32 protein-coding genes are annotated in these 23,608 nt (G+C 74.9%); 7 read left to right on the top strand and 25 right to left on the bottom strand.

Going from position 1 to position 23,608, the window contains the following annotated elements:
- Positions 1-120: 120 nt before the first annotated feature.
- From O7622_RS01170 to O7622_RS01060, 23 genes are all read right to left on the bottom strand, one after another.
- Positions 121-393, bottom strand: a complete 273-nt coding sequence (locus tag O7622_RS01170) for a hypothetical protein (protein ID WP_282311439.1) — start codon at positions 391-393, stop codon at positions 121-123.
- Between the two features lie 143 nt (positions 394-536).
- Positions 537-863 (bottom strand): hypothetical protein, encoded by a 327-nt coding sequence (locus O7622_RS01165; protein WP_282311438.1) that lies wholly within the window; start codon positions 861-863, stop codon positions 537-539.
- Complete coding sequence (locus O7622_RS01160) at positions 860-1,573, bottom strand: hypothetical protein (RefSeq protein ID WP_282311437.1); 714 nt, start codon at positions 1,571-1,573, stop codon at positions 860-862. Before O7622_RS01160 ends, O7622_RS01165 begins: the two co-directional genes overlap by 4 nt.
- Positions 1,570-1,731 (bottom strand): hypothetical protein, encoded by a 162-nt coding sequence (locus O7622_RS01155; protein ID WP_282311435.1) that lies wholly within the window; start codon positions 1,729-1,731, stop codon positions 1,570-1,572. The genes O7622_RS01160 and O7622_RS01155 overlap by 4 nt, the downstream gene beginning before the upstream one ends.
- Entirely contained in the window at positions 1,724-2,851 is a 1,128-nt protein-coding gene (locus O7622_RS01150) for a hypothetical protein (RefSeq protein ID WP_282311434.1), read from the bottom strand. Before O7622_RS01150 ends, O7622_RS01155 begins: the two co-directional genes overlap by 8 nt.
- Positions 2,852-2,969: 118 nt before the next feature.
- Positions 2,970-3,284, bottom strand: a complete 315-nt coding sequence (locus O7622_RS01145) for a hypothetical protein (RefSeq protein WP_282311433.1) — start codon at positions 3,282-3,284, stop codon at positions 2,970-2,972.
- Positions 3,277-4,056: a hypothetical protein gene (locus O7622_RS01140; protein ID WP_282311431.1), complete on the bottom strand. Its 780-nt coding sequence runs from the start codon at positions 4,054-4,056 to the stop codon at positions 3,277-3,279. Before O7622_RS01140 ends, O7622_RS01145 begins: the two co-directional genes overlap by 8 nt.
- Positions 4,049-4,405: a hypothetical protein gene (locus O7622_RS01135; protein WP_282311430.1), complete on the bottom strand. Its 357-nt coding sequence runs from the start codon at positions 4,403-4,405 to the stop codon at positions 4,049-4,051. The genes O7622_RS01140 and O7622_RS01135 overlap by 8 nt, the downstream gene beginning before the upstream one ends.
- Complete coding sequence (locus O7622_RS01130; protein ID WP_282311429.1) at positions 4,406-5,098, bottom strand: histone-like nucleoid-structuring protein Lsr2; 693 nt, start codon at positions 5,096-5,098, stop codon at positions 4,406-4,408.
- Positions 5,098-5,418, bottom strand: coding sequence for a hypothetical protein (locus O7622_RS01125; RefSeq protein ID WP_282311428.1), 321 nt, complete (start codon positions 5,416-5,418; stop codon positions 5,098-5,100). The genes O7622_RS01130 and O7622_RS01125 overlap by 1 nt, the downstream gene beginning before the upstream one ends.
- Before the next feature lie 6 nt (positions 5,419-5,424).
- Positions 5,425-5,640 (bottom strand): hypothetical protein, encoded by a 216-nt coding sequence (locus tag O7622_RS01120; protein ID WP_282311426.1) that lies wholly within the window; start codon positions 5,638-5,640, stop codon positions 5,425-5,427.
- Entirely contained in the window at positions 5,604-5,801 is a 198-nt protein-coding gene (locus O7622_RS01115) for a hypothetical protein (RefSeq protein WP_282311425.1), read from the bottom strand. Before O7622_RS01115 ends, O7622_RS01120 begins: the two co-directional genes overlap by 37 nt.
- On the bottom strand, positions 5,798-7,132 hold the full coding sequence (locus O7622_RS01110) for a helix-turn-helix domain-containing protein (protein WP_282311424.1): 1,335 nt from the start codon (positions 7,130-7,132) through the stop codon (positions 5,798-5,800). The genes O7622_RS01115 and O7622_RS01110 overlap by 4 nt, the downstream gene beginning before the upstream one ends.
- Positions 7,081-7,611 (bottom strand): hypothetical protein, encoded by a 531-nt coding sequence (locus tag O7622_RS01105; RefSeq protein ID WP_282311422.1) that lies wholly within the window; start codon positions 7,609-7,611, stop codon positions 7,081-7,083. Before O7622_RS01105 ends, O7622_RS01110 begins: the two co-directional genes overlap by 52 nt.
- Complete coding sequence (locus O7622_RS01100; RefSeq protein ID WP_282311421.1) at positions 7,608-8,078, bottom strand: hypothetical protein; 471 nt, start codon at positions 8,076-8,078, stop codon at positions 7,608-7,610. Before O7622_RS01100 ends, O7622_RS01105 begins: the two co-directional genes overlap by 4 nt.
- On the bottom strand, positions 8,075-8,464 hold the full coding sequence (locus O7622_RS01095) for a DUF6085 family protein (RefSeq protein WP_282311420.1): 390 nt from the start codon (positions 8,462-8,464) through the stop codon (positions 8,075-8,077). Before O7622_RS01095 ends, O7622_RS01100 begins: the two co-directional genes overlap by 4 nt.
- The gene (locus O7622_RS01090) at positions 8,461-8,712 is read right to left on the bottom strand and encodes a hypothetical protein (RefSeq protein ID WP_282311419.1); all 252 of its coding nucleotides are present in this window, start codon (positions 8,710-8,712) and stop codon (positions 8,461-8,463) included. The genes O7622_RS01095 and O7622_RS01090 overlap by 4 nt, the downstream gene beginning before the upstream one ends.
- Positions 8,709-8,921 carry a DUF6011 domain-containing protein gene (locus O7622_RS01085; protein WP_282311418.1) on the bottom strand — a complete coding sequence of 71 codons (213 nt, stop codon included), beginning with the start codon at positions 8,919-8,921 and terminating at the stop codon, positions 8,709-8,711. The genes O7622_RS01090 and O7622_RS01085 overlap by 4 nt, the downstream gene beginning before the upstream one ends.
- The gene (locus O7622_RS01080; RefSeq protein ID WP_282311417.1) at positions 8,914-9,381 is read right to left on the bottom strand and encodes a hypothetical protein; all 468 of its coding nucleotides are present in this window, start codon (positions 9,379-9,381) and stop codon (positions 8,914-8,916) included. Before O7622_RS01080 ends, O7622_RS01085 begins: the two co-directional genes overlap by 8 nt.
- Entirely contained in the window at positions 9,378-10,217 is an 840-nt protein-coding gene (locus O7622_RS01075; RefSeq protein ID WP_282311416.1) for a sigma-70 family RNA polymerase sigma factor, read from the bottom strand. Before O7622_RS01075 ends, O7622_RS01080 begins: the two co-directional genes overlap by 4 nt.
- Positions 10,218-10,317: 100 nt before the next feature.
- A complete protein-coding gene (locus O7622_RS01070) occupies positions 10,318-10,755 on the bottom strand; it encodes a hypothetical protein (RefSeq protein ID WP_282311415.1) in 438 nt (145 codons plus the stop codon).
- Positions 10,752-11,495: a hypothetical protein gene (locus O7622_RS01065; RefSeq protein WP_282311413.1), complete on the bottom strand. Its 744-nt coding sequence runs from the start codon at positions 11,493-11,495 to the stop codon at positions 10,752-10,754. The genes O7622_RS01070 and O7622_RS01065 overlap by 4 nt, the downstream gene beginning before the upstream one ends.
- A 268-nt stretch (positions 11,496-11,763) precedes the next feature.
- Positions 11,764-12,084 carry a hypothetical protein gene (locus O7622_RS01060; protein WP_282311412.1) on the bottom strand — a complete coding sequence of 107 codons (321 nt, stop codon included), beginning with the start codon at positions 12,082-12,084 and terminating at the stop codon, positions 11,764-11,766.
- 94 nt (positions 12,085-12,178) lie between these two features.
- Here O7622_RS01060 and O7622_RS01055 point away from each other — a divergent pair, with 94 nt between their 5' ends.
- The 7 genes from O7622_RS01055 to O7622_RS01025 all read left to right on the top strand — a co-directional run bounded on the left by O7622_RS01055 (position 12,179) and on the right by O7622_RS01025 (position 21,028).
- Entirely contained in the window at positions 12,179-12,487 is a 309-nt protein-coding gene (locus O7622_RS01055) for a helix-turn-helix transcriptional regulator (protein WP_282311411.1), read from the top strand.
- A 29-nt stretch (positions 12,488-12,516) separates the two neighbouring features.
- Positions 12,517-15,372: a hypothetical protein gene (locus O7622_RS01050; RefSeq protein ID WP_282311410.1), complete on the top strand. Its 2,856-nt coding sequence runs from the start codon at positions 12,517-12,519 to the stop codon at positions 15,370-15,372.
- A 38-nt stretch (positions 15,373-15,410) separates the two neighbouring features.
- Positions 15,411-16,409: an alpha/beta hydrolase gene (locus O7622_RS01045; protein WP_282311409.1), complete on the top strand. Its 999-nt coding sequence runs from the start codon at positions 15,411-15,413 to the stop codon at positions 16,407-16,409.
- Positions 16,410-16,414: 5 nt separating this feature from the next.
- Positions 16,415-17,278 carry a DUF3152 domain-containing protein gene (locus O7622_RS01040; RefSeq protein WP_282311408.1) on the top strand — a complete coding sequence of 288 codons (864 nt, stop codon included), beginning with the start codon at positions 16,415-16,417 and terminating at the stop codon, positions 17,276-17,278.
- A gap of 147 nt (positions 17,279-17,425) precedes the next feature.
- Entirely contained in the window at positions 17,426-18,184 is a 759-nt protein-coding gene (locus tag O7622_RS01035) for a DUF3152 domain-containing protein (RefSeq protein WP_282311407.1), read from the top strand.
- A 41-nt stretch (positions 18,185-18,225) separates the two neighbouring features.
- Positions 18,226-19,473 carry an adenylyltransferase/sulfurtransferase MoeZ gene (gene moeZ / locus O7622_RS01030; protein ID WP_282311406.1) on the top strand — a complete coding sequence of 416 codons (1,248 nt, stop codon included), beginning with the start codon at positions 18,226-18,228 and terminating at the stop codon, positions 19,471-19,473.
- A gap of 181 nt (positions 19,474-19,654) precedes the next feature.
- A complete protein-coding gene (locus O7622_RS01025; protein ID WP_282311405.1) occupies positions 19,655-21,028 on the top strand; it encodes a hypothetical protein in 1,374 nt (457 codons plus the stop codon).
- A 101-nt stretch (positions 21,029-21,129) separates the two neighbouring features.
- On the opposite strand, the gene O7622_RS01020 is transcribed toward O7622_RS01025, so the two are convergent.
- Positions 21,130-22,371 carry a glutamate-5-semialdehyde dehydrogenase gene (locus O7622_RS01020; RefSeq protein ID WP_282311404.1) on the bottom strand — a complete coding sequence of 414 codons (1,242 nt, stop codon included), beginning with the start codon at positions 22,369-22,371 and terminating at the stop codon, positions 21,130-21,132.
- 74 nt (positions 22,372-22,445) lie between these two features.
- The gene (gene proB / locus O7622_RS01015) at positions 22,446-23,603 is read right to left on the bottom strand and encodes a glutamate 5-kinase (RefSeq protein WP_282311403.1); all 1,158 of its coding nucleotides are present in this window, start codon (positions 23,601-23,603) and stop codon (positions 22,446-22,448) included.
- Positions 23,604-23,608 lie beyond the last annotated feature (5 nt).

Below are 23,608 nucleotides of genomic sequence, written 5' to 3'. Positions count from 1 at the left end.
CCCAATCCCGGGAGAGATAAAAAGGTCGCCTGGGCGCGGGGTCGACAGGCACCCGCCACCTAAAAAACCCGGACCGCAACGCTCTGACCTGCGCAAACGCCATGCGTGGCCGATCACTGCTCACCAGTCAGGCGAGGTGACCCATGCGCTCGGCTCGATGTCCTTGGTGCCACGCACCTGGTTGCAGCACTGGCCACAGACCGGGCAACCAGGCGGGCCGTGCGACGGCCGCCAGTTCCACGTCTCCAACCGACCACGCCGCTTCGAGCGTGGGATCTTGTGGTCGATCTGGTTGGCCCCACCGTGCCGGCAGATCCAGCACACCGGGTGGTTCTCCAGGAACTGCTCCCGCAGCCTGCGGTACGCCCGGCTGTCCTCGCTGTGCTGGCTCACCCCGGGCCTTCCCGGACGCAACCGAGCGCCCCGCATGGGCGAGGCGCTCGGGCAAGTCCGTGACGCAGGCAGAATCCTGCACCGCGATCATGCACCGGAATCGGACATTTGCGCAAGCGGCTCGCGGAGCCAGGCCGGGCGGGTCATCGCCGCTCGGGATGGTGGAGCGTCCAGTGCGGGTCGAAGTCGAGCGCCCAGCCGGGCCAGCGGTCGCGGCGCTCGCAGGGCATGTTGACGGTGCTCGGGTCGCAGCAGCCGTGGCTGCGCTCGACGCCGTAGCTGTTGATCTCGACGCCGCCGCAGATGCAGCACAGCCAGGCGGGGATGACCGTGCCGGGCGGCGTGAAGTCAGCGAGGTAGCGCGGCAGAGTGATCCAGCCGCGCTGGTGCTGCCCCGGACTGAGGGTGTGGCGTACGCCGAGGATGCGCGCGGCGGCGAAGACGTCGAGCGCGAGCTGCTGGGTGGTCATTCGCCCTCCCGCACCGACCACGCGCCGCCTCGGCCGGCGCGCCCGGACCGGACCCGTTCGGCCTGGACGGCCCGGCTGTTGGTCTGCGCCTCGATGTGCTGCGCGAGGACGCGGATGCTGCCGTCGCTGTCGTCCCAGATCGACAGGCAGCCGGCGCAGTACGCCGCCCGGCGGGCGACGTTGACGCGCAGGGTGTCCCGCCGGCCGCACGTCAGCACCGGGCACGTCGCCCGCGGCCGGTACGGCTCGGTGATCCACCCGATGAGGGCCTGCGCCCGGACGTGCCACCGTCGCATCGCCCCGGCGAGCGCGGCCGCCACGGTGTCGTCCAGGACGCGAGGCTCGGCGGCCGCCGCGGCGAGCTGCCGGACGGTCGCCTGGACGGTGTCGCGGTGGCCCAGCTCCAGGTTGGCCGTCCACCGGCCCGCGTCGGTGCTGATCGTGGCGTGCAGGGCCAGGGCCTCCCAGGTGCCGGGCGGCCGGGACTGCGGGACCGGGCGGGCGCCGTGGACGTCGTCGGGTGAGGTGACGCCGTACGCGGCCGCCTCGGCGAGCTGGACGAGCAGGCCGTCCTGCTCGGTGGAGTGCACGCCGGTGAGCTTGATCCGGCCGCCCCGGGTGCGGGTGTAGGCGGGCGTCTGGGTGCGGTAGGTGTCGGCCAGCTCGTGGGCGTAGCCGGCGATCTCGGCGACGACCAGGTGGCGGGTCACAGCATCCCGCCGTGCATCGAGACGACGCGATCGGCCCACGCGGCGTGCAGCATGTGCACGACGCCCGTCTCCGGGCACACCACGCGGCGGCGAGCGCCCACCATCGCCTGTCCCCTCGGGCGTGGTGTGGTCTGGTCCTGGTGGGTGGGTTTAGCCATGCTGGTCCTTGGGTGCTGGTGGCCGGCCTCTGCGTCCTCTGCGTCGCCTGTTGCGGTGGGGAGTGGCAGGGCTAGGAGCGTGGGCTCCCGTCCCGTGCCCTTCCCGTCCCGGGGATCCAGATCCCGCAGTCAGGCGATTGGACGGATTGGCCAATCCGTGTTGATCATCATTTTTGATCTTGCTGCGCGTGGTCCCGCCGGCGGCGGGGTCGCGGGGTGCGGTATCCGGCCGGCGGCCGGGTCGCGGGGTGCGGGATCCCGCTGGCGGCGGGGTCGCGGGGCGCGGGGTCCGGCGGGGTGCCGGGTCGCGGTCGGTGCTCGGTGGTGCGGGGCGCGGGGTTCGGCTGGGTGCCGGGTCGCGGGGCGCGGGGTCCGCCTGGCGGGCGGGTCGCGGGGTAGTGGGCGCGGGGTCCGTCTGGGTGGCGGGTCGCGGGGTCCGGCCGCGGCGGACCTGGTGGCCGTGTTCGGCCAGCCAGGTGACGGTGCGGGCGGAGTAGTAGGGCTCGGCCGGGGCCGGGCGGGGTGGACACCAGTCGTCGGCGTCCGGGTGGTCCTTGCGCCGGGCGTTGCAGGCGCGGCAAGCCACTCGGAGGTCGTCCGGGCTGGTTGCCTGCTTGCCGGGGTTGCGGTGGTCGTAGGTGGCGCCGCGGCCGCCTTTCTGGTCGCCCCAGTTGATGACCACGCCGCAGTACCGGCACGCGTCGCCGTCGCGCAGCCGTACGGGGACGGTGAGCACGGGGTTGCCGTTGTCGGCGCGACGCTGCCGCTCCCAGTCCAGTTCGTCCTTGAGTCGGATGTGAGCGAGGTGGGTGGAGTCGTCGATCAGGCGCCAGGCGGCCTGGCCGTCGATCGGGGGGATGGGGGTGAGGTAGCCGACCTGCACGGCGAGGGTCACCCAGTGCTGCCAGTTGTCGCCGCCGGCGCTGGCGACGGTGCCGGCCTTGACGATGTAGTCCGTGGTGTAGCCGGCCGACTGGACGGCCAGGCGGCCGAAGAACCCGAAGAGCAGGTTGACCAGGTCCGTCTGGGTCAGCCGGGCCGGCTGCCAGTCGGTGAGCGCCGCCGGCGCGAGCACCACGGGGTGACTCGCGCTGGTGTCGGAGAACTTCGCCCAGGGCATCAGCCCACCCGGCCAGTGATCTTGGTCAATTGATCTCCCGATGTGCCTCGGCGCGGGCCACCGAGCCGGTGGACCGCGCCGAGGGTTGAGCAGGGGCAGCAGCGGCAGAGTCGCGCCGCTACACAGGCGGATCCGGTGGGTCCGGAGGCTCCGCAGCCATGTCCAGCGGCTCCGGAGGTTCGGGGCGCTCGGTCCATTGCGCCGTCAGGCGCACCAGATGGCCGCCGCTGGTCTGGTGCTCGATCCGCGCGGTACCGGGAGCGCCAGCGACGTCGAGGGCCCTCGCGAAGTCGCGGATGACGCTGGCGTCGCAGCCGTGGATGCTGCGCACCACGACCGTCGTCTCATCCACGACGTCCGGCTCGCTGTCTCCCCGCGCCTGCGAGCAGGTCCGGGTAACCCTGCGCTGCTCGAATACGACAATCTCAGCCACGCCTGGCCTCCGGGTCGACACAGCGGACGTCGTGCTGGTGGCCGATGACCCCGTCGCCCGGGCACGACTGGCTGCGATGGCCTTCGTGCTGGCGGCCGGAGCCGGTGCGCAGCCGCACCCAGTCCCGGCCGTCGTTTTGGCCATGCGCGGCACCGGCAGCGCGGGCGAACCGGCCGGACACGGCGATTGTGCTGGAGACCGGGCGAAGCAGGCGCACCAGCTGGGCTGCCAGCGGGAAGCTCGGGCTCGTCACCGCGCTGTCCGGCCAGGCCGCGTACCAGCCGTCCAGGAGCATCTCGATCGCCTCGGCTCGTTCGGCGTCGTCGACGGCGGTGGCGAGACTGCGGCTGACGTTGGCGAGCAGGCCGTCGAGGCTGGCACCGTTGACACTCGTGCCCCACACGGCTCCGTCGTCGTCGCGGTGCCAGCCGGCGTGCCCGGCCGGCAGCGCGCAGTGCGTGGGCGGGGCGGGACGGATCAGCGCCGGCGACACGTGGCCGCACCGGCCGACCTGGCCGGGTGTGAAGGGCGGCTGCCAGCCGAGGGCGACCAGCGCGGCGTGCCCGGCCGGGGATACGCCCACCACGCTGCCCTCCGCGTCGACCACGTACGCCCGCGGCGACAGCTCCAGCACCAGCCGAGGCGGCTCGCCCACCTCCGCCGTCAGCAGCAGTCGGTGGACCAGCATCGACAGGTTCAGGTCGCCGACCACCACGGCGTCTTCGCCGGTGCCCGTGGCCGACAGGTTCAGGTGCGAGTTGACGTCAACCACGCTGGCCACCACCGACCGCGCTCAGGTGGACGCCGGCGCCGTCGCGCAGGTCCAGGCCCGGGATCGGGTCCGGCTTCGTCGGCGGCGGGATCCGCTTGTCGGTCAGCCGCTTTGCGTGCGCGAGCAGCCGGGCGGCCTCGTCGGGGTCGGTCTCCGGCTCGATGCGCAGCAGCCGCACCGTGGGGGTGGCCTCCAGGTCGCCGTCGACCACGTCGTGCTTGATGCTCACGCAGTCGAGCACCACGATGGCGACGTGCTGGCCCTCCGGGAACTCCAGCAGCTGGTCGCGGATCAGGGCCAGGCCCGACTGCTCCCACTTCGGCAGGGACGCCTTCAGCTTGATGCCCATCTACTGCTCCTTGGCGGGTTCGGTGGTCGGGTGGGCGGCCAGGTAGGCGTCCATCACGGTGCGGGGGATCCGGCCGAGGGCCGGCACCTCCACGCCGTTCTTGCGCGCCCACTCGCGGACCGTCTTCGGCGTCACCTCGGTGGCCGGGCCCTGGGCGACGGCCGTCGGTGTGGCCGGGCGGGCCGGTCGGCCGGTCGCCGTGCGCAGCGCCTCGCGGGCCTCCTCCAGCTGCGCGGCCAGCTCATCGACGCGGCGCTGCGCCTCGGCGGCCTGCCGCTCCCGCTCCAGGGCGTCGCGCACTTCCCCGGCGAGCGCGCGGAGCTTCTCGCCGAGGGCCTGGACGCGGCGGGACGGGGACGCGGCGGCGGCGTGCAGCAGCTGCGCGAGTGTGTCCACCGGCGGCGACGCCGGCGCGGCCGGGCCCGGCGAGGGCCGGGCGGCCGGGCCGGGCGGCGGAGCTGGTGGCGGCGTGCCTCGGGCGGCGGCCACGGCCGACGCGCGGTGCTCGTACGCGGCCACCGCGGTGGTGGCCAGCTCCCGGTCCCCGGCGGCCATCTCGTTGATCGTCCGGCGGACCGCGCTGAGGTTCAGCGTGGTGTAGTCGGCGATCGCCTGCTCGGTCTTGCCCTGGGCGAACAGCCGCAGGACCTCGTACTGGGTACGGCTGGTGATGGTCGGCGCGGTGGGGGCCATTAGGCGCCGGCCTCGGCGCGGGCGGTGGCCTCCATGTCGCGGACCTGGGTCAGGACCTGCTGGCCACGCTCGGTCAGCTTGTAGAGGCGCACGCCGTACCGGTCTGCCTCGGTTTCGTCGACCAGCTCGACCAGGTGCATGCGCTTGAGCGGCTGGAGGCGCTGCGTGGCCCGCTTCAGGGCGACGGGCGGGCCGGGGTCACGCTCGAAGTCCGGCCGGGTGTAGCGGGGGTCCATGTGGACGCGGCGCTGCTCGACGGCCACGAGCAGCTGCACCTGGTCGGTGTCCAGGGCGATCTCCATCAGGATGTCTCCGTTCATGGTGAGTCAGGCGGCGGCGATGGTGATGCCGCCATCGAGCACCACCAGGTGCCCGCGACGGCGCGGCGGGGACGGCGGGGTGGCCAGGTCGACGCCGGGCCGGACGAGCGGCTCCGGGACGACCGGCGGCAGCGGACGCGGCCCGTACCGCTCCACCACCAGCTCGGCGAGCAGCTCATCGCGGGTCACGTCCGGCCGCCCGTCGAGGCGGTCTGCGGGCACGCCGGGCAGTCGCGCTTGGCGTAGCGGTACGGCTGGCCCGACGCGGTCTCCCACACCGTGGTCCCGCAGATGTGCGGATTCTCGCCGGCGGCGACCGGCCGGCCCAGCGCGGCGCTGGCCACCAGCCACACACCGGGCCGGGCGAGCAGCGGCGCCGTCATCGCTCATCGACCAGTTCGCCGTCGATCGCCGCGCCGCGGCGCAGGCCGGCCTGGACGCCGGCGGCGTACTGCTGGGAGAAGCGGGCCGGCAGCACCCCCCAGGCGCACAACAGGTCGACGCCCTGAGCGACGGTGGCCGGGCAGAACTCCAGGCTGTCCAGCTCGTAGCGGTCCGAGCGGTAGACGACGTCGATCAGGCCGGCCTTCCAGCAGACCTCCACGTGCGCCACCTGGCCGCGCCGTGCCGCGTACGGGTGCACGGGCGGGGTCAGTTCGCCCGGCGCGTACTCCATGCCGAGCGTTGCTGGCTTGCCCCGACCGGCAGCGTTGCGCGGATGCCGTGCCAGCCCAGCCCGCGCCCATTCGAAGACGGCCCGCAGCCTCGCGACGTCGGCCAGAGTCAGGCCGTGCTCGTCGGGGGTTACCCCCGCCCCGCCGTCGAGGGAAGTCGACGACGGGGCGGGAGCTGGAGCGGACTCGGTGACGGCGACGCTCCTGTTATCGCCGTCGGTCTCAGCCGCTCCATCCGCCGGCGGATGTCCGTCGCCGGCGGCCGTCTTGGTGGCGCTTGCCGGGGCGGAGTCGCGACGCTCCGCCCCGGCTTCCCGCGAGGCCCGGGGGTCGTGGGCCTCGTCGGCCGGCCCCGCGTGGACCGGTTCACCCGCCGCGAAACGGGTGGTCTCCTCGGCCGGCCAGCAGGCGCGGCACCAGGTCGCTTCCCACCGCTCGACGGCCTGACGCGCGGTCATGGTCAGCCCGGTCCGGGTCGCCCGGCTGCACCGGGTGAGCATCGACGACTGGAGCGCGTGCGCCGCGATGCCCTTGCGGGCGGTCGCGACCCACACCCGGTCTCCCGGCTCCGGCCCGCCCGCCGGCCACGGCGCGGCAGGTGCCGGCCGGGTCGGCGCGTACGCCTTGCCGTCCGCGCCGCGCACCACGGCAGGTGATGCAGATGCATCACCTCGGGCCAGGTCCCGCTGCACGGTCGACTGGTCGACGCCGAGCACCGCGCCGATCGCCCGCTGGGCCATGCCCGCCAGGCGCAGCTCGGCGACGGCGCGCTGCCGGTGCTCGACCGGTAGCCGCAGCCGCTCGGCGCCGAACTCGCCGTCGACGTACGCCTGCCAGTCGGCGTACCCGAGGACCTGCCAGTCCCGGCGCTCCCACGCGAGGGCGATCTCCGCGAGGGTCTCCAGGTAGTTGTGGATCCCGCCGCGGATCCGCTCCGCGCGCTCGCGGGCGGCAGGCTCGGTGGACCGCTCGGTCAGCTCGTCGACGGTCACCGCGCTGCCCTCCGGGCGGTACGGCGGCGGGCGCCGGCCTCGGTCCACGCGTAGCCGTGGTGCACGCCGTTGTCCGCGGCGATGACGCACCAGTGCCAGCGGGGCTGCCACCACCGGCGGTGGGCGAGCCGGTGCGGCTGGAAGTCGAACACCCGGGTGGGCGGCAGCGCGGCCAGGGTCGCCGGCGGCGGCTCGGTGTCCACCGTCGGCGGCCTGGCGTCGAGCGCCCCGCCGGAGGGCTGGACCTGGGGCAGGGCGACCGGCGCGGGGTGCTCCGCGGTGGGCTCGGTGATGGTGCTGCGCCAGGGCCTCGGGTTGCGGCACTGCACGCCGTCCGGGTGCACCGTCGCGCCGCCGCGGCTGACGTGCGTCACGTAGCCGTGCGAGCACGCCGGCGGGGGCGGCAGCAGCGACGGCAGCTCGCCGAGGCGCTCCGGCTTGCCCGGCCGGTAGTCGGGATAGGTGGCGTAGCCGGGCCGGCTCGCCGCCGCCGCGCGCCACTCGTCGTCGCTCAGGCGGTGGGTCATCGGACGTCACCGCCCGGCAGCAGCGCAGGCACCCGGCCGCCCGCGTACGCCGCGGCGATGGCCGGGGCGGTGTGCTCGCCGACGGTCCGGCCGCCGGGCAGCACGATGTGCGCCAGGAACTCCTGCTCGATCGTCGTGATGCCGACCGCGGTGGCTTCGAGCTTGGCCTTGATGACCAGCGCCAGCGCGCGCCAGCGCTGCCGGACGGCCTGCTCGTAGAGGTTCTCGGCGGCCGACTCCGTGCGGGCGACGCCGGGCCGCTTGGTCATGGTGAACTCGGCCGCGTTGCGGTCGGGCAGCGGCAGGCGGAACAGCACGCACCGCTCGGCGATCTCGAACATGATCGTCGCGTTGTTGCGGTCCCAGCCGTACGCGAACTGCGTCGCGCCGTACCGGCGCAGCGTGCGTTCGATCTCGGCGCGGGACCGGTCGCTGGGGACCTCGGTCCGCTCGGCGTATCGGCTCACCGGGCATCCTCCTGGTCGACGCGGTCGCCGAGCAGGAACCGGTCGCCGAGGTCGTTGACGAAGCACTCGTATCGGCCGGGCGGCGCCGGCGGGCACTTGAGCGAGGCCATCTCGGCCTCGCCCGCGCGGTTCACCGGGCAGTCGAACAGGTTCGGCCGGCACGACAGCGGGTGCTGGATGGTCCAGCCGTCGGGCCGGATCTCGATGATGTGCTTCTCCGAGCTGGCCGCGTCGGCCGCCCGGATGATCTCCTCGGCCAGCTCCCAGTAGAAGCGCGGCCCCGGGAAGGCTTCGCGCCGCTGCTTGCTGTCGTCGGGCCAGGCCATCACGGCGAGGACCGCGTGGACGCGGGCCGGGTCGACCGGGGTCTTGGTTTCGTCGGTCACCGGTACTCCTCCGGGTCGTGCTCGCCGAGGATCGCGGCGTCGCGGGCCTGCGCGGCCGCGGCGAGCGCGGGCGAGATCCGGGTCTGCGGGACGGGCGGGGGCGGCGGCGGGCGGTGTGCCGCGTCGTCCGCCGTGCCCGGGCGGTGGCAGGTACGGCAGGTCTCCTTGCCGTACCAGTCGGTTCCCAGCTCCGGGTCCGGATCCCACGTCGGGCAGGGCCGAGGTGCGGGCGTGCGCTTCCCGGTCACCGTGCGCCGTCCTGGTCGTCGCCGGTGTCGAGCAGGTCCGGGCCGTCCTGGCCGGCCGGGCCGCGCTGCCCGGACAAGCCGGGCAGCGTGGCCGGCGCGGGCTGCGCCGGGCGGACCTTCACCTCGCACACCGGGCCGATACCGCGGACGCGGCTGGCCGCCGTGCGGAGCCGGCGCCCGCACTCGGAGCAGTTCTTGGACTCACCCATCGCTGGTCCTCGGCCTGGCCGCCCGGGTGGTGCCGGCGGGCTGAGGGATCCGGGCGGTGGCCTCGCTGGCGCCGGCGACGATCGCCCGGACGCGGCCCTGGATGTCCGGGGGCACCCAGCAGCCCGAGAAGTCGATCGGGTCGCCGGTGGCGTACGCGTCGAGCAGCCGGTGCGCGTACGCCGGGGTGAGCGGCGGTGGGGCCGTCACCTCCAGGGCGATGCCGTCGGGGAGCAGGTTGTCCCAGATGTCGGCGGCACCGCGCATCAGCCGGGCCCGGTGGACCGGGTCGACGGTCGCCTCGGCCAGGGCGAGCAGCGCCCGGAACGCGCGGGCGTGCCGGTCGCTGTCGTCGAGCTGGCGGCTACGGGCGGCGAGGCCGGCCAGGACCGCGCCGAAGGTCAGGCCGGCGGCCAGGACGGCGACGATGGTCACGGCGGCGGTGGTCGGGTCGGTGGTCACGAGGTCTCCCGGATGCTGGGGGGCAGCAGCCGCGCGAGGGTGCGGCAGGCCCGGTACTGGATGGCCTTGACGGCGCCCTCGTTCTTGTTGACCGCGGCGGCGGTCTCGATGACGGAGAGGCCGTGGATGAACCGCGCGATGATCACGTCCTGCTGCTCGGGGGTCAGCTGCTTGACGGCGGTGAGCAGCTCGACGCTGACCAGGTAGTCGACGGTGGCGCCGGCCGGATCACCGGCCGGGGTGCGGTCGGTGCGGTCCATGCCGGACTGCGGGTCGTGCACGTCGGCGGTGGTGTACTCCAGCCGGTAGCGGCCGGACTTGAAGTGGTCCGCGACCAGGTTCCGGGCGATCGTGATGAACCAGGCGCCGATGTCACGGCCCTGCCAGGTCACGGTCTCGATCCGGCGCAGCGCACGGATGAACGTCTCGGACGTGAGGTCCTCGGCGAGCTGCCGGTTGCCGCTGGTGCGGAAGTACACGAACCGGTAGACCACGTCGCGGTATCGGGCGTAGAGCTGCCCGTACGCGTCCCGGTCGCCGGCCTGCGCCGCCGTGACCAGGTGCCACGTGCCGTCGGGGGTCTGCTCCGCCGCCGGCGGGCCCGGCTGCCCGGGCACCCGCGGCGGCGCGGTCACCGCGGCGGTCACCACACACCCGCCGGCAGCAGCACGTCCCACCGGTCGAGCCGGGCCACCTCGTTGTCGTCGTCGGCGTCCGGCCACGGGTCCACCGCGTCGGGCAGCTCGGCCGGGTCCAGCGCCGGCGGCCGACGGCGGGCCTCCGCCCGGGCGCGGCGCTCGTCGAGACGCCGGACCTCCTGCCGCCGGCCGTACCACGCGAGCGCGGCGACCACGGCGACGACCAGGGCCAGGCCGGCGACCTCGCCGGCCGCCTCGCGGATGCCCGTGGCGATGCCCGCCAGGATCTCGGCGGCCATCACTCGTCGCCGTCCGAGTCGTCGGGCCGCGGCTCCCGGTGGACCAGGCCCAGCGGGCCGTAGAAGGCCAGCAGGTCCTCCGGGCTGCTGGACTGCTCGCGGTAGATCTGCCGCGTCTCCCGCGCGGGCGACATCACCAGGCGGGCGCTCTGGACGATGCCGCCGTTGTCGCCGTACCGGGCGGCCTTCACCACGCCGAACCACAGACCACCGTCGCGGTCACGCCACAGGTCGCCGGCCTCCGGCGGCCACTCCGCCGGCGCCAGCCGGTTGACCGCCACCGGCTGGTCACCAGCCGGGTAGGGCAGGGCGTGCACGATGTCGCCGACCCGGACCTGCATCCACCCGGCCGCCGGCGCAGCGGTGACCACCGCCCGGCGGATCGTCACCTCGACCACGTCGCCGACGCGGAACGTCGGACGCTCCTGCGCCGTCATGCCGCCACCGCCGAGGTGCGCTCGACGGCGGCCAGCGTCACGTTGAAACCGCGCCACACGATCCGGGCCTCGGTGAAGTGCCACCGGCGGCCCTCCGGGTCGACCTGGTGCGTCTCCCGGACGTCGCCGGCGTTGCCGTGCCGCTCCGCCCACGCGATCACCTCGGCGGCCGCGTCGAACAGCAGCGACACCCGATTCCCGCCGTGGACCGTCACCGTCTCCGGCGCGGGCAACGCGGCCTGGTCCACGGCGTAGCGCTCGCGGGACACGGCCCGCAGGATCCCGGCGCGGGCGATCCGGACCACGGCGTCCTGCCCGGCGGCATCGGCCAGAGCACGCTCGACGTGCGGCAGCTGCGCCACCGTCGGCGTCTCGATGGCCAGGGCCTCGGTGTGCGCCTGGCCGATGTCGTGCACCCGGCCGTAGTCCGGGTACGCGGCGCGGCACCGCGCGGCGAGCGGCTCCGGCCGGTCGCCGGTGAAGTCCACGCCACTGCCGCACGGCCGCCCGCTGACGTCGTCGTTCAGCGGGAAGATCAGGAAGCCGTCACCGAGAGCCGGGGCGACGGCGTCGGCGTCGACGGGGCACACGTTGATCGCGCCGGCCAGCTTGGCGAAGGTGCGGCCGTGACCGGACCGGTAGATCTCGAAACGCTTCGCCGCGGCGGCGCCGCAGCCCGGCAGGTCCGGCAGACGCGCCGGGAGCTGCGCCACCTCGGGCGCGGGCTGTACGTTGGTCATCTCGACCAGTTCCTTCCTCTGCGGGTTGGTGCGGGTACGGGATTCCGGGGTCACGACCGTTGGCGCGGCGTGGCCCTTTCCTTGTGCGCGCTGGCGGAGCCGCAGCACGTGCAGCGGCCGCCCTCGCACCAGAAGTGCTTGCCGCACACGCAGGGCCAGCAGACGTGGCCGGCAGCGGGCAGCTTCGGGGCTGGCGGGTTGGTGGGTCGCGCCGGCGGACGGTTGTCGGCGGGACCGGACGGGCCCGGAACGGCGGCCAGCAGAGCGGTCACGCGGCGTTTCCCGAGTCACCGAGCAGGAGCGCTTCCTTGCCCTGCTCGCCGAGCAGGAGCCAGAGGTAGTCGCAGCGGGTGCGGTCGGCGATCTGGCGGGCGACCGCAACGATGTCGCGCGGGCTGGTGCCGTCCAGCTCCCAGGTCCGCCAGGACTGGGCGGGGAAGCCGCAGACCAGCGCGGCCTCCTTCATGTTGAAGTTAAGTTGCCAGCGCAGCAGGGCCAGCCGCGCGCCGAAGGCGGATGTGTCGGGCTTCCAGTTGTCGGGCAGCTCGACCCCGTTGAGGCTCGTGCTTGCCGCCGGGGCTTGTGTCATACACAAGACCGTAGGGACCGGCAGAGGTTGTGTCAAGCACGAGTTAATGAGATTGACACTGGCCTACGTGTGTTAATCCCCGTAGCCTGTGCCTATGACGGGAACGCCGGAGAAGCACGATGAGCGCGGGTGGGTGCCTGACGACGGCACCTTCGGAGCCCGCCTCGCCCTGGTGCGGCAGCGCATGGGGTGGGGCAACGTGAAGGAAGCAGCTATCGCCTGCGGTCTGCCGGTCGAGTCGTGGCGGTCCTGGGAGCGGGACGGCCGGACGCCGCAGCGGATCGTCGAGACGGCGGCGCTGATCGCCGAGCGGACCGGTTGCGACTACGGGTGGCTGCTTGCTGGCGGTCGGTTGAGGAACCGGCCAAACGGGGGCTCGGTGACCGAGGCCACCACACGGTAGCCTCAGCGGGGGCGACCAAGGAGCGCGCGGTGAGTGAAACAGGGCAACCCGGAGCCGCCACCCCGGGAGAGCACGGCGACGGGACGGGCCAGCAGGACGACCCGGCCCGTACCGGCGGCGGTTGGGCGCCCCCGCCGAACGGCTGGTCCCGCGGCGCTCCGGCGCCCGGCGGCTGGCCCTACGGCGACCTCGGCGGCTGGGCCGCCTCCTCGCCCCGGCACGGCGACCTGCCGGCCCCGCTGCCCGGCCACTCCGCGCCGGAACCGGGCCGCGTCAACGGCCGCCATGTCAACGGCGTGCACCACGCCGGGGAGGAGTCGCCAGTGACCCGCCAGGCGCCGGTCAGTGCCCCGCCCACGGACGAGCCGCCCCGGCCCACCGACGGCGAACGGCTGGCCGTACCGGCCCCGCGCCCGGCGCCGACGATCGAGCAGCCGACCGACCCGGGGGAGCCCGCCGGTTCCCGGCACGCCGCCGACGACCCGGCCGCCCGGCCCCCGCGCTGGGCCGAGAGCGGGCCGACCTCCGCGCCGCCGGCGCTCCAGGTCCCGCCGGTCGGCGCCGCCGCCTCCGGGTTCGAGGTGCCGCCGGGCTTCCACGCGCCGAACACCGAATCCACCCCGTCGCTGTCCCGCGGCTGGGCCGACCGCCCGGTCACTCCGCCCCCGGCCGCGAGCCGGCCGGAGCACGCACCGGGCGAGGTCCACCCGCCCGAGGGCCGGGCGGCCGGCGCCGAGCCGCGGGCCGTGGCCGAGACTCCGGCGGCCGACGACCCGAGGGCCGCCGAACCGGACTGGTCCGGGCCGTCCTGGAACCGCCCGAGCTGGGGTGACGGCTGGGCCCCGCCGTGGGCCCGGCCCGACGAGACACCGCCCCGCCGGGCCGAGGAGCCGCCGGTCCGAGGCACTGACGAGCCGCCGGCCCGCCTGGCCGAGGAGCCCGCCGCCGAGCGCCGGGAGTGGGAGGACGACAACGCCGCCCACCGCACCGTCCGCGAGGACCGCGCGGCCGAGTGGGCGCCCGAGCCGGTGCGGCCGTACGAGCCCACCCGCGTCGAGCCGCCCGCCGCCTACGAGCCACCCCGGCCCGAGCCGGTACGGCCGTACGAGCCGCTGCGCGCCGAACCGGCCCCGGGACCGGAGGCGGCGCGGCAGTACCCGCCGCCCGCCGAGTCCGAGGTGTCCCGGCCGTACGAGCCGGGTGCCGGGCCCGAGCCGGCGCGCCGGTACGAGCCGCCGGCCGCGCCGGAGCCGACGCCCGAGGCGAACCGGCCGTTCCGGCTGGCCCGGGGCGAGGCCGAACCACCGCACGGCTACGACCGGCCCTCCTGGGCCGGGCCGCCGATGCCGGTCGCGCCGCTGATCACGCCCCCGGGCCCGCCGCCGACGAGTGCCCCGCCCGCGCCCGGTGCGCCGCCGGTGGCCGGCGCCCCGGCCGGTGGATTCGCCCCGGCGCCGCCCGCCCTGGCGACTGCCGCCGCCCCGCCGACCTCAGGCGTTCCCGCCACGAGCGGCACGCCACGATTCGACCCCACACCCGCGCCCCACCCGACGAGCGCCCCTCCCTACGCGGCCCGCCGGTCCGCACCGGAACCGGTGCCGGCCGCCGACGCGGTCGCCGAGCCCCGACCGGAGGAACCGCCCCCCGTGCTGCCGCAGCGCGTCCCCTCGGAACCGGACGTGCCCGTCGTGCCGGAGCCACCGGCAGTGGAACCGTCCGCCGAGACCCCCGAACTCGCCCGCATCGCCACCCACCTGCGCCGCGACGACGAACCCGCGCCACTGCGGGAGCGGCCGGAGGGCTTCGACGTCAACGCGATCCTCGACGCGGTCCGGGAGGTGGCGGGCGTACGCGACGCCGCGCTGCGCCGTACCCCGGCCGGCGCGCACAGCCTCCGCCTCGACCTGGCCGACGGCGCGGATCCGGCCGAGGTCAGCCGCATGGTGGCCCGGCTGCTCCAGGAGCGGATGGGTCTGGCCGCCGCCCCGCAGAACCTGCCCGGCGCGCCCGCCGTACCGCCCCCGGCCCCGCTGCGCCGCCGGTCGGCCCGGCTGGACCGCTCCGGTGAGACGCGCGCGGGCGAGACACGAGCACCCGGGACGCAGCCGGCACCGGTCGACGCCCGTGCCCCGCAGTCCGAGCCGGGCGAGGCCCGTAACGGTGAGGAGACGGGCGGCGACGAGATGCCGGCGCGTACCGGCGTGGCACGTCCGGCCGCGAACCGCTCCGGCGACGCGCGGTTCGGTGCGGACCGCGCCACGCGCCCGGCCGAGGCACCCGGCGACGGCGACGAGCCGCCGCGCCGCCGCCGGCAGGCCACCCACCGGGGCCGGGCCGCTGTGGACGAGACGTCGCTGGCCGCCGCGCCGACCGGCATGTCCACCGGCAGCCCGGTCACGCTCGGTACGTCGTACTCCGGTGGGCAGATGACCACGACGGAGACCGCGCCGTCGCGACCGCTGGACACCGGCGGCGTGCCGGGACCGCGGGTGGTGATCGAGCACGTCCTGGTGAGCACGTTCGGCCTGGACGCCACCACCGAGGTGCGCCTGGTCGCCGGCGACCGGACGGCCGAGGGGCACGCGACCGGCCCGGCCGTCGACGGGTACGTGCTGCGGCTCTGCGCGGTGGCCGCGGCCGCCGCGGTGGACGAGCTGCTCGGCCGGGTCGTCCCGGCCGGCGAGCGGGGCCGGTGCTTCGTGGAGCACGCCGCAGTGGTGCCGTTCGGCAACTGCGAGGTCGCCACAGTGGTGGTGCTGCTGGTCTGCGACGGCTGGGTGGAGCAGTTGGCCGGTTCGGCGCTGGTGGCCGGGGATCCCCGGCAGGCGGTCGTGCGGGCCACGCTCGCGGCGGTGAACCGGCGGCTGGAGGCGCTGCTCTCCTGAGCCGGTGCGGTACGGCCAGTGCGGGGGAGACTGGAGGCATGAAGCGCGCCGCACTGTGGCCGGAGCACAGCCTTCCCGCACACCACGTCCCGCCGCCCTGGCCCGGCCGGCACGTACGCCTCGACGGCACGCTCGTGCACGTCCGCGACACCCCGGCCACCGGTCCCGGCGCGGAGCCCGCGCTGTACGTGCACGGTCTCGGCGGGTCGGCGCAGAACTGGACCGACCTGGCCGGGCTGCTCGCGGACCGGCTCGACGGCCAGGCGATCGACCTGCCCGGATTCGGGCGCAGCGAGCCGGGGCCGCGCTACACCATCCCGTCCTTCGCCGAGCGGGTGATCCGCTGGATCGAGCACAGCGACAGGGGTCCGGTGCACCTGTTCGGCAACTCGCTCGGTGGCGCGATCTCGGTGCGGGTGGCGGCACTGCGCCCGGACCTGGTCCGCACACTCACACTGGTCTCGCCCGCGCTGCCGTTCCTGGACTTCCGCCGCTCGTTGCAGGGGCGGATGCTCCCGCTGCTGGCGATCCCCCGGGGCGAACGGCTGGCCGCCTGGCGGCTGGCCCAGTTCAGTCCGGAGGTGACGGCGCAGCAGGTGATGGAGGCGTGCGTGGCGGACCTGACCCGGATCAGCGATCAGCGCCGGCAGGAGGCGATCGACGAGATCCGGGTCCGGTACGAGGCGGCCCACCACGCCGCCGCGTACGTGCGGACGTTCCGGGGGCTGGTCGGCAGCTTCCTGCGGTCGTACCTGCCGGGGGAGGGCGCGCTCTGGCGGCAGGCTTCGGCGGTCCGGGCGCCCACGCTCGTGGTGGGCGGGCGGCAGGACCGGCTGGTCGACGTGCGGGTGGCGCCGCAGGCGGCCCGGGTCATCCCGGACAGCCGGCTGCTGATGCTCGACGGCGTCGGGCACGTGGCCCAGTTGGAGGTGCCCCGGACCGTGGCGCGGGCGGTGCTCGGCCTGCTCGCCGAGGCGACACAGTCACTCACCACCGGCATGGAGGAGAGCGGAACGGAGCGTGACATGGCAGGCTGAGCCGGATGCCCAGCTCCCGCCGTCCTCGCGCCGCCCGGTCCCGTTCCTCGCTTCGTCACTGGCGTACCGCGCTCGTGGTCTGCGCCTTCGTCGCCGCCGCCGCGGTCGGTGTCGGCGTGGTGGTGCAGCTACCGTCGGCGGGCGCGGGGACGCGGATCACCGACGGGTTCGTCGCTCAGCCGCCGGCCCCCACGCGGGCGCCGTCCACGCCGAGCGCCGCGCCGCCGTCGGCGGTGACGCCCAGCCCGCCGGTCGCGCCGGTGCTGACGCTGGCGGACCCGGGACCGGCGAAGGGCCGGGGCAGCTTCGCGTACGACGACCGGACCAGTGGCGTGCTCGGCCGCTCGGGGACGCTGCGCCGCTACCGGGTGGCGGTGGAGAACGGCTCCGGCGAGGAGGTCCGCGCCTTCGGCGAGGCGGTGCAGCGGGCCCTGGCCGGGCCGGGTAGCTGGGTCGACGGCGGCAGGCTGCGGTTGCAGCGGGTCGGCGCGGACGACCGGTACGACTTCACGATCTACCTGGCCACCCGGGACACGGCCGGGTGGCTGTGCGGTGCGGGCGGGATCGACATCCGGGTGGGCGGGGTGCCGTACACGTCGTGCCGGGTGCCGGGCAAGGTGGTGATCAACCTGGACCGGTGGCGGACCTCGGCGCCGCACCTGGTCGACGCCGGGATGCCGCTGGACACGTACCGGCTCTACGTGGTCAACCACGAGGTGGGCCACCAGCTCGGGCACCGGCACGAGGGGTGCCCGGGTGCGGGCCGGGCGGCACCGGTGATGCAGCAGCAGACGCTCTTCCTCAAGGGCTGCCGGCCGAACCCGTGGCCCTACGTGGGCGGGAAGCGGTACACCGGGCCGGCCCTCTGACCTGGTCCGGTTCGTGAAGAACATTCGCGGCATGGGCGGCAAAAGCAGCTAAATGCCCGAATTGCATGGCACGCTGAGGTCATGACGTCGTCGTCCCCTTACGACAACCCTGCCGCGCCGTCACCCGAGCGTCCCACCCTGCGCCGGATGCGACGTCGCCGCCGCCGCTCGGTGCTGCTGCTGGCGATGCTGCTCGCGGCCGTCAGCGGTGCGGTCGGCATCACCCGGCTGAACGCGCCGTCGCCCGGGCACGGTGGGACGTCGCTCGCCGCCGAGCCGTCGCTGGCGCGCGGCGCCGAGGCCGACGTCCCGGCCCCGGCGCCGACCGGCTACCCCACCGCCGGCCCCGGCACGTTCGCGGTGGCCCAGGGCCGGTCTCCGGTACGCGGACAGGAGGGCCCGCTGCGCCGCTACCGGGTCGAGGTCGAGCAGGGTACGGGGCAGGATGCCGACGAGTTCGCCGCCACCGTGGACGCGGTACTGGGCGACCCGCGTAGCTGGATCGCCTCCGGGGACCTGCGGGTGCAGCGGGTGCCCGAGGCGGCCGCCGCCGACTTCACCGTCTACCTCGCCACCCCTGTCACCTCCGAGCGGATGTGCGCCGAGGGCGGCCTGCGCACCGACCGGTACACCTCCTGCCGGCTTCCCGGCCGGGTCGTGCTCAACCTGGCCCGGTGGATGACGGCGGTGCCCGACTACGGCGCCCCGCTGGAGGTCTACCGCACGTACGTGATCAACCACGAGGTCGGGCACGAGTTCGGCGAGCTGCACCAGGCGTGCCCCGAGCCCGGCGCGCCCGCCCCGGTGATGCAGCAGCAGACGTACGGGCTGGACGGCTGCCTGCCCAACGCCTGGCCGTACCCCGGCGGGGTGCGGTACGAGGGCGAGCCCACCGACGGCGTCTGAGTTATTCCCGGTCCCGCAGTTCGGGCCGGGTGTCCCTCATCATGGCCGATCCCCGTCCGGGCGAGCGACAATGGCGCGGTCACACCGCCGATCCCGGGGAGTCCACCGTGTCGTTGCCCCCACTCGTCGAACCCGCCGCCGAGCTGACCGTAGACGAGATCCGCCGCTACTCGCGCCATCTGATCATCCCGGACGTCGGGGTGGAGGGGCAGAAGCGGCTGAAGAACGCCCGGGTGCTCTGTGTCGGCGCCGGTGGCCTCGGCTCGCCGGCCCTGCTCTACCTGGCCGCGGCCGGTGTCGGCACGCTCGGCATCATCGACTTCGACACCGTCGACGAGTCGAACCTCCAGCGCCAGGTCATCCACAGCGTCTCCGACGTGGGCCGGTCCAAGGCCGAGTCCGCCGCGGCGTCGATCCGCGAGATCAACCCGCTGGTCAACGTGGAGATCCACAACACCGCGCTGGACCGGGAGAACGTCCGGGACATCTTCTCCCGGTACGACCTGATCGTCGACGGCACCGACAACTTCGCCACCCGTTACATGGTCAACGACGCGGCCGTGCTGCTCGGCAAGCCGTACGTCTGGGGTTCGATCTACCGCTTCGACGGCCAGGCGTCGGTGTTCTGGGCCGAGCACGGCCCCTGCTACCGCTGCCTCTACCCGGAGCCCCCGCCGCCCGGCATGGTCCCCTCCTGCGCCGAAGGCGGCGTGCTCGGTGTGCTCTGCGCGTCGATCGGGTCGATCCAGGTCAACGAGGCGATCAAGCTGCTCGCCGGCATCGGTGAGCCGCTCGTCGGCCGGCTGATGGTCTACGACGCCCTGGAGATGAGCTACCGCAAGATCAAGGTCCGTAAGGATCCGAACTGCGTGCTCTGCGGTGAGAACCCGACCCTCACCGACCTGATGGAGGACTACGAGGACTTCTGCGGCGCCGTCTCCGACGAGGCGCAGGAGGCGGTGGTCGACTCGACCATCACCGCGCTGGAGCTGAAGGACGGGCAGGACTCCGGCAAGGACATCTTCCTGGTCGACGTGCGTGAGCCCGCCGAGTACGAGATCGTCCGCATCCCCGGCGCGACGCTCATCCCCAAGGGCGAGATCCTGTCCGGCGAGGCACTGGCGAAGTTCCCGCAGGACCGGCAGATCGTGCTGCACTGCAAGTCCGGCGTCCGCTCCGCCGAGGCGCTGGCCGCGCTGAAGGCGGCCGGGTTCGCCGACGCGGTGCACCTCCAGGGCGGTGTGCTCTCCTGGGTCAAGCAGGTCGACCCGTCGCTGCCCGCGTACTGAGTCGTGTCGATGGGCCCGCCCGGCGCTCCGGGCGGGCCCATCGCTGTCTCCGCGCCCCCTGGCGTGGGCAAACGCGTCGTCGCGCAACCCACCGGCGGATGCTCTCAAGGTCCGGTGGGCGGTACCGGCCCTGACCGAGCTACCGAGGCGCGACCCCGGCCGCGCCAGTACCGTCAGTGCCGTGGTGGACTTGGATGCGGCGATCGGATTCGTCGTCGCTCACGGTGACGCGGTGGACCGCGCCCGCCTCTCCCGGCTGCGTACCGGCGCCCCGGTGCCGCCGGAGCTGCTCGATGCCGCCGAGACCGGGCAGGTGCCGGGCGGTGGCTGGCCCGCCGTCCTCGACGGCGAGGTCGCCTCGATCGACGCGACCTGCTTCCGCCTGGCCGAGCTGGACGACCTCGGCGCGCTGGGCCGCCCGGCCGCCCGGCACGCGCTGGACTGGCTGGCCGCCCGGCAACTGCCCGACGGCGGCTGGGACGAGGACCCGTCGCTGGCCGGGCTCGCCCCGGAATGGGCCACGCCCGGCGATCCGGAGGCCCGGTTCTACCAGACCGCCAACGCCGGGTTCTGGCTGACAGTGGCCGGTCTTGACGCCCGGGCCGCCGGTCCGCTCGACCACCGGGTCGGCGGCGCGTACGCCGGTGTGGTGCAGGCTGCGGCCCAGGCGCTCACCGCCCAGCTCGCCACGGACGGCAGCTGGCCGTCCTTCCTGCCCGCCGGCTGGCTCGCCGCCGCGGTGCTGCACCGCCAGCAGATGTACTACGAGTCCGCCCGCATCCAGGCGGTGCTGGCCGACCGGATCCCCCGGATGTCCCCGGCCGACGTGGCCTGGCTCGCCGCGACACTGCGCCGGGTCGACGTGGGCGAGGAGCAGTGGCTGCTGGTCTCCGCGCGCAGGCGGCTCGCCGAGACCCAGCGCAGCGACGGCGGCTGGGACAGCGACGACGGCCACCAGTTCGACGTGCACACCACGCTGCGGGCGATCCGCGCGTGCCGCCCGCACACGCCCGAGGCACCGGTCTCCGGGGCGCCGTTCGTGGTGCCGCAGACCGCCGAGCTGCCCGCACCACCCGCCGTGCCGGCCCCGCGCCCGCGCCGCCTCCCCACATCGCCGCCTGCGCCTGCGCCGCCGGCCCCGCCGGCAACCGCGTCCGCGCCTGCGCCGCCCGCCCCGCCGGCAACCGCGTCCACGCCTGCGCCTGCGCCGCCCGCCCCGCCGGCAACCGCGTCCGCGCCGCCCGCCCCGGCTCCCGATCCCGGGCCGCCGCCGCACCGCCTCGGCTCCGACCCTTCGCCGGGGCCGGGCGGCGTGTCGTCGACCGGGCCGGGGAGTGCGCCCGCTTCGTCGGCCGGGCCGGATGGCGGGCAGGGGCCGTGGTCCGCCTGGGTCCTCGCGCCCGGCCTGCTCCCCGACGGGAGCACCGTGCCGGCTGCGCCGTCAGTGCCGGACCCGCAGTCCGGCCCGGTGCCGCCCGCTGCTCCGGTGTCCCCGGGGTTGCCTCCGCTCGGCACACCGCCATCGGCGTATGGTGATCCACTCCAGATCGCCTAGCCCGGCCAGTTGATCAACACCAGTTCGGCGAGATGGTGGCATCGGAGGCACCATGATGCCCCCACCACCCCGTACTGGTGGCGGCCCGGGCACCGGACCGATCAGCGCAGGTGGCCGTCGCCGGTGACCACGTACTTGGTGCTGGTCAGCTCCGGCAGGCCCATCGGGCCGCGCGCGTGCAGCTTCTGCGTCGAGATGCCGATCTCCGCGCCGAAGCCGAACTCGCCGCCGTCGGTGAAGCGGGTGGACGCGTTCACCATGACCGCTGCCGAGTCCACCCGGGCCACGAACTCCCGGGCCGCCCGTTGCGAGTCGGTGACGATCGCCTCGGTGTGGCCGGTGCCGTAGCGGCGGATGTGCGCGACCGCCGCGTCGAGCGAGTCGACCACTGCGACGGAGATGTCGGCGGAGAGGTACTCGGTGCCGAAGTCCTCCTCGGTGGCCGCGACCACGGCGTCGGAGTGGGCGGCGACAGCGGGCGTGCCGTGCACAGTCACCCCGGCGTCGGCGAACGCGGCGAGCACCGCCGGCAGGAACTCGTCCGCGACGTCGCGGTGCACCAGCAGCGACTCGGCGGTGTTGCAGGTGGACAGGCGCTGCGTCTTGGCGTTCAGCGTGATCGCCAGGGCCTTGCCGAGGTCGGCGGCGGCGTCCACGTACACGTGGCAGTTGCCCACCCCGGTCTCGATCACCGGAACCGTCGACTCCTCGACCACGGCGCGGATCAGCGACGCGCCGCCGCGCGGGATCAGCACGTCGACCAGGCCGCGGGCGCGCATCAGCTCCTTCACCGAGTCGCGCGTGCTGGAGTCGAGCAGTTGCACCGCGTCCGCCGGCAGCCCGGCGCCGGAGACCGCGTCGCGCAGCACCGCGACCAGCGCCGCGTTGGAGTGCGCGGCCGACGAGGAGCCGCGCAGCAGCGCCGCGTTGCCGGACTTCAGGCAGATCCCGGCGGCGTCGACTGTCACGTTGGGCCGGCCCTCGTAGACGATGCCGACCACCCCGAACGGCACCCGCACCTGCCGCAGCTCCAGGCCGTTCGGCAGGGTCGAGCCGCGTACCACCTCACCCACCGGGTCGGGCAACGCGGCCATCTGGCGCAGTGCGTCGGCGATCGCGGCCACCCGGCCCTCGTCGAGCGCGAGCCGGTCCAGCACGGCCGCCGACAGCCCGGCCGCGCGCCCTGCCGCCAGGTCCGCCGCGTTCGCCGTCAGGACCTCCGGGGTACGTGCCACGAGTGCGTCGGCCATCGCGTGCAGCGCGGCGTCCTTGACGGTACGGGTGGCCGTGGCCAGGGCTTCCGCCGCGTCCCGGGCTCGCCGGGCCTGCTCGACGACGCTCATCGTGCGTACTCCTTCGGACGGGGTTCAAGGAGGGGCCCCTTCTTAACAGACGTCTGTTAAGAAGGGGCCCCTGCTTACAGCAGGACCAGGTCGTCGCGGTGGACGACCTCGCGTTCGTACGCCGGGCCGAGCGCCGCGGCGAGTTCGGAGGTGGACCGGCCGAGCAGGCCGGGCAGTTCCACCGCGTCGTAGTTGACCAGCCCTCGGGCCACCGGCGCCCCTGCGGTGTCGACCAGGTCCACCGGGTCGCCGGCGGTGAACGCGCCGTCGACGGCGGTGATGCCGGCGGGCAGCAGCGACTTGCGGCGGCCCACCACCGCCTGCACCGCGCCCGGGTCGAGGTGCAGCCGGCCGCGGGGGGCGGTGGCGTGCGCCAGCCAGAACAGGCGGGCGGCGGGACGGCGGCTGCTCGGGTGGAAGTACGTGCCGACCGGCTCCCCGGCCAGTGCCGGCGCGGCCAGCGGCGCGGCGGTCAGCACCACCGGGATGCCGAAGCCGGTGGCGATCCGGGCCGCCTCGACCTTCGTCACCATGCCACCGGTGCCCACCCCGGCGCGTCCGGCCCCGCCGACGTCCACGCCCGCGAGGTCGCCCTCGCCGTGCACCTCGGTGATCCGGGTGCTGCCCGGACGGGCGGGGTCGCCGGTCCAGAGCGCGTCGACGTCGGAGAGCAGCACCAGCAGGTCGGCATCGACGAGCGCGGCGACGAGCGCGCCCAGGCGGTCGTTGTCACCGAACCGGATCTCCTCGGTGGCCACCGTGTCGTTCTCGTTGACGATCGGCACGGCGCGCAGGTCGAGCAGCTTGCGCAGCGTCCGGTACGCGTTGCGGTAGTGCGCGCGCCGGGTCACGTCGTCCACCGTGAGCAGGACCTGCCCGACGGTGTGGCCGTGCCGGGCGAACGCGGCCGCGTACCGGCCGATCAGCAGCCCTTGGCCGACGCTGGCGGCGGCCTGCTGGGTGGCCAGGTCGCGCGGGCGCCGGGGCAGCCGCAGCGGGGCGAGCCCGGCGGCGATCGCGCCGGAGGAGACCAGCACCACCTCGCGGCCGGAGGCGGCGAGCCCGCCGAGCGTGTCGACGAGCGCGTCGACCCGGGCGTCGTCGAGGCCGCCCGTCGCGGTGGTCAGCGAGGACGAACCGATCTTGACCACGATCCGCCGGGCCGAGGTGACTGCTTCGCGCACCCGACCATTCTGCGCGCTGCGGTCTGCCGCGCCGCGGCGCGTTCCCATATCGT

The sequence above is a fragment of the Micromonospora sp. WMMD1076 genome (assembly GCF_029581475.1).
Classification (GTDB): Bacteria; Actinomycetota; Actinomycetes; order Mycobacteriales; family Micromonosporaceae; genus Micromonospora; species Micromonospora aurantiaca.
Note: the sequence above shows the minus strand (reverse complement) of the source record. Positions and strands in the feature narration are given on the sequence as shown.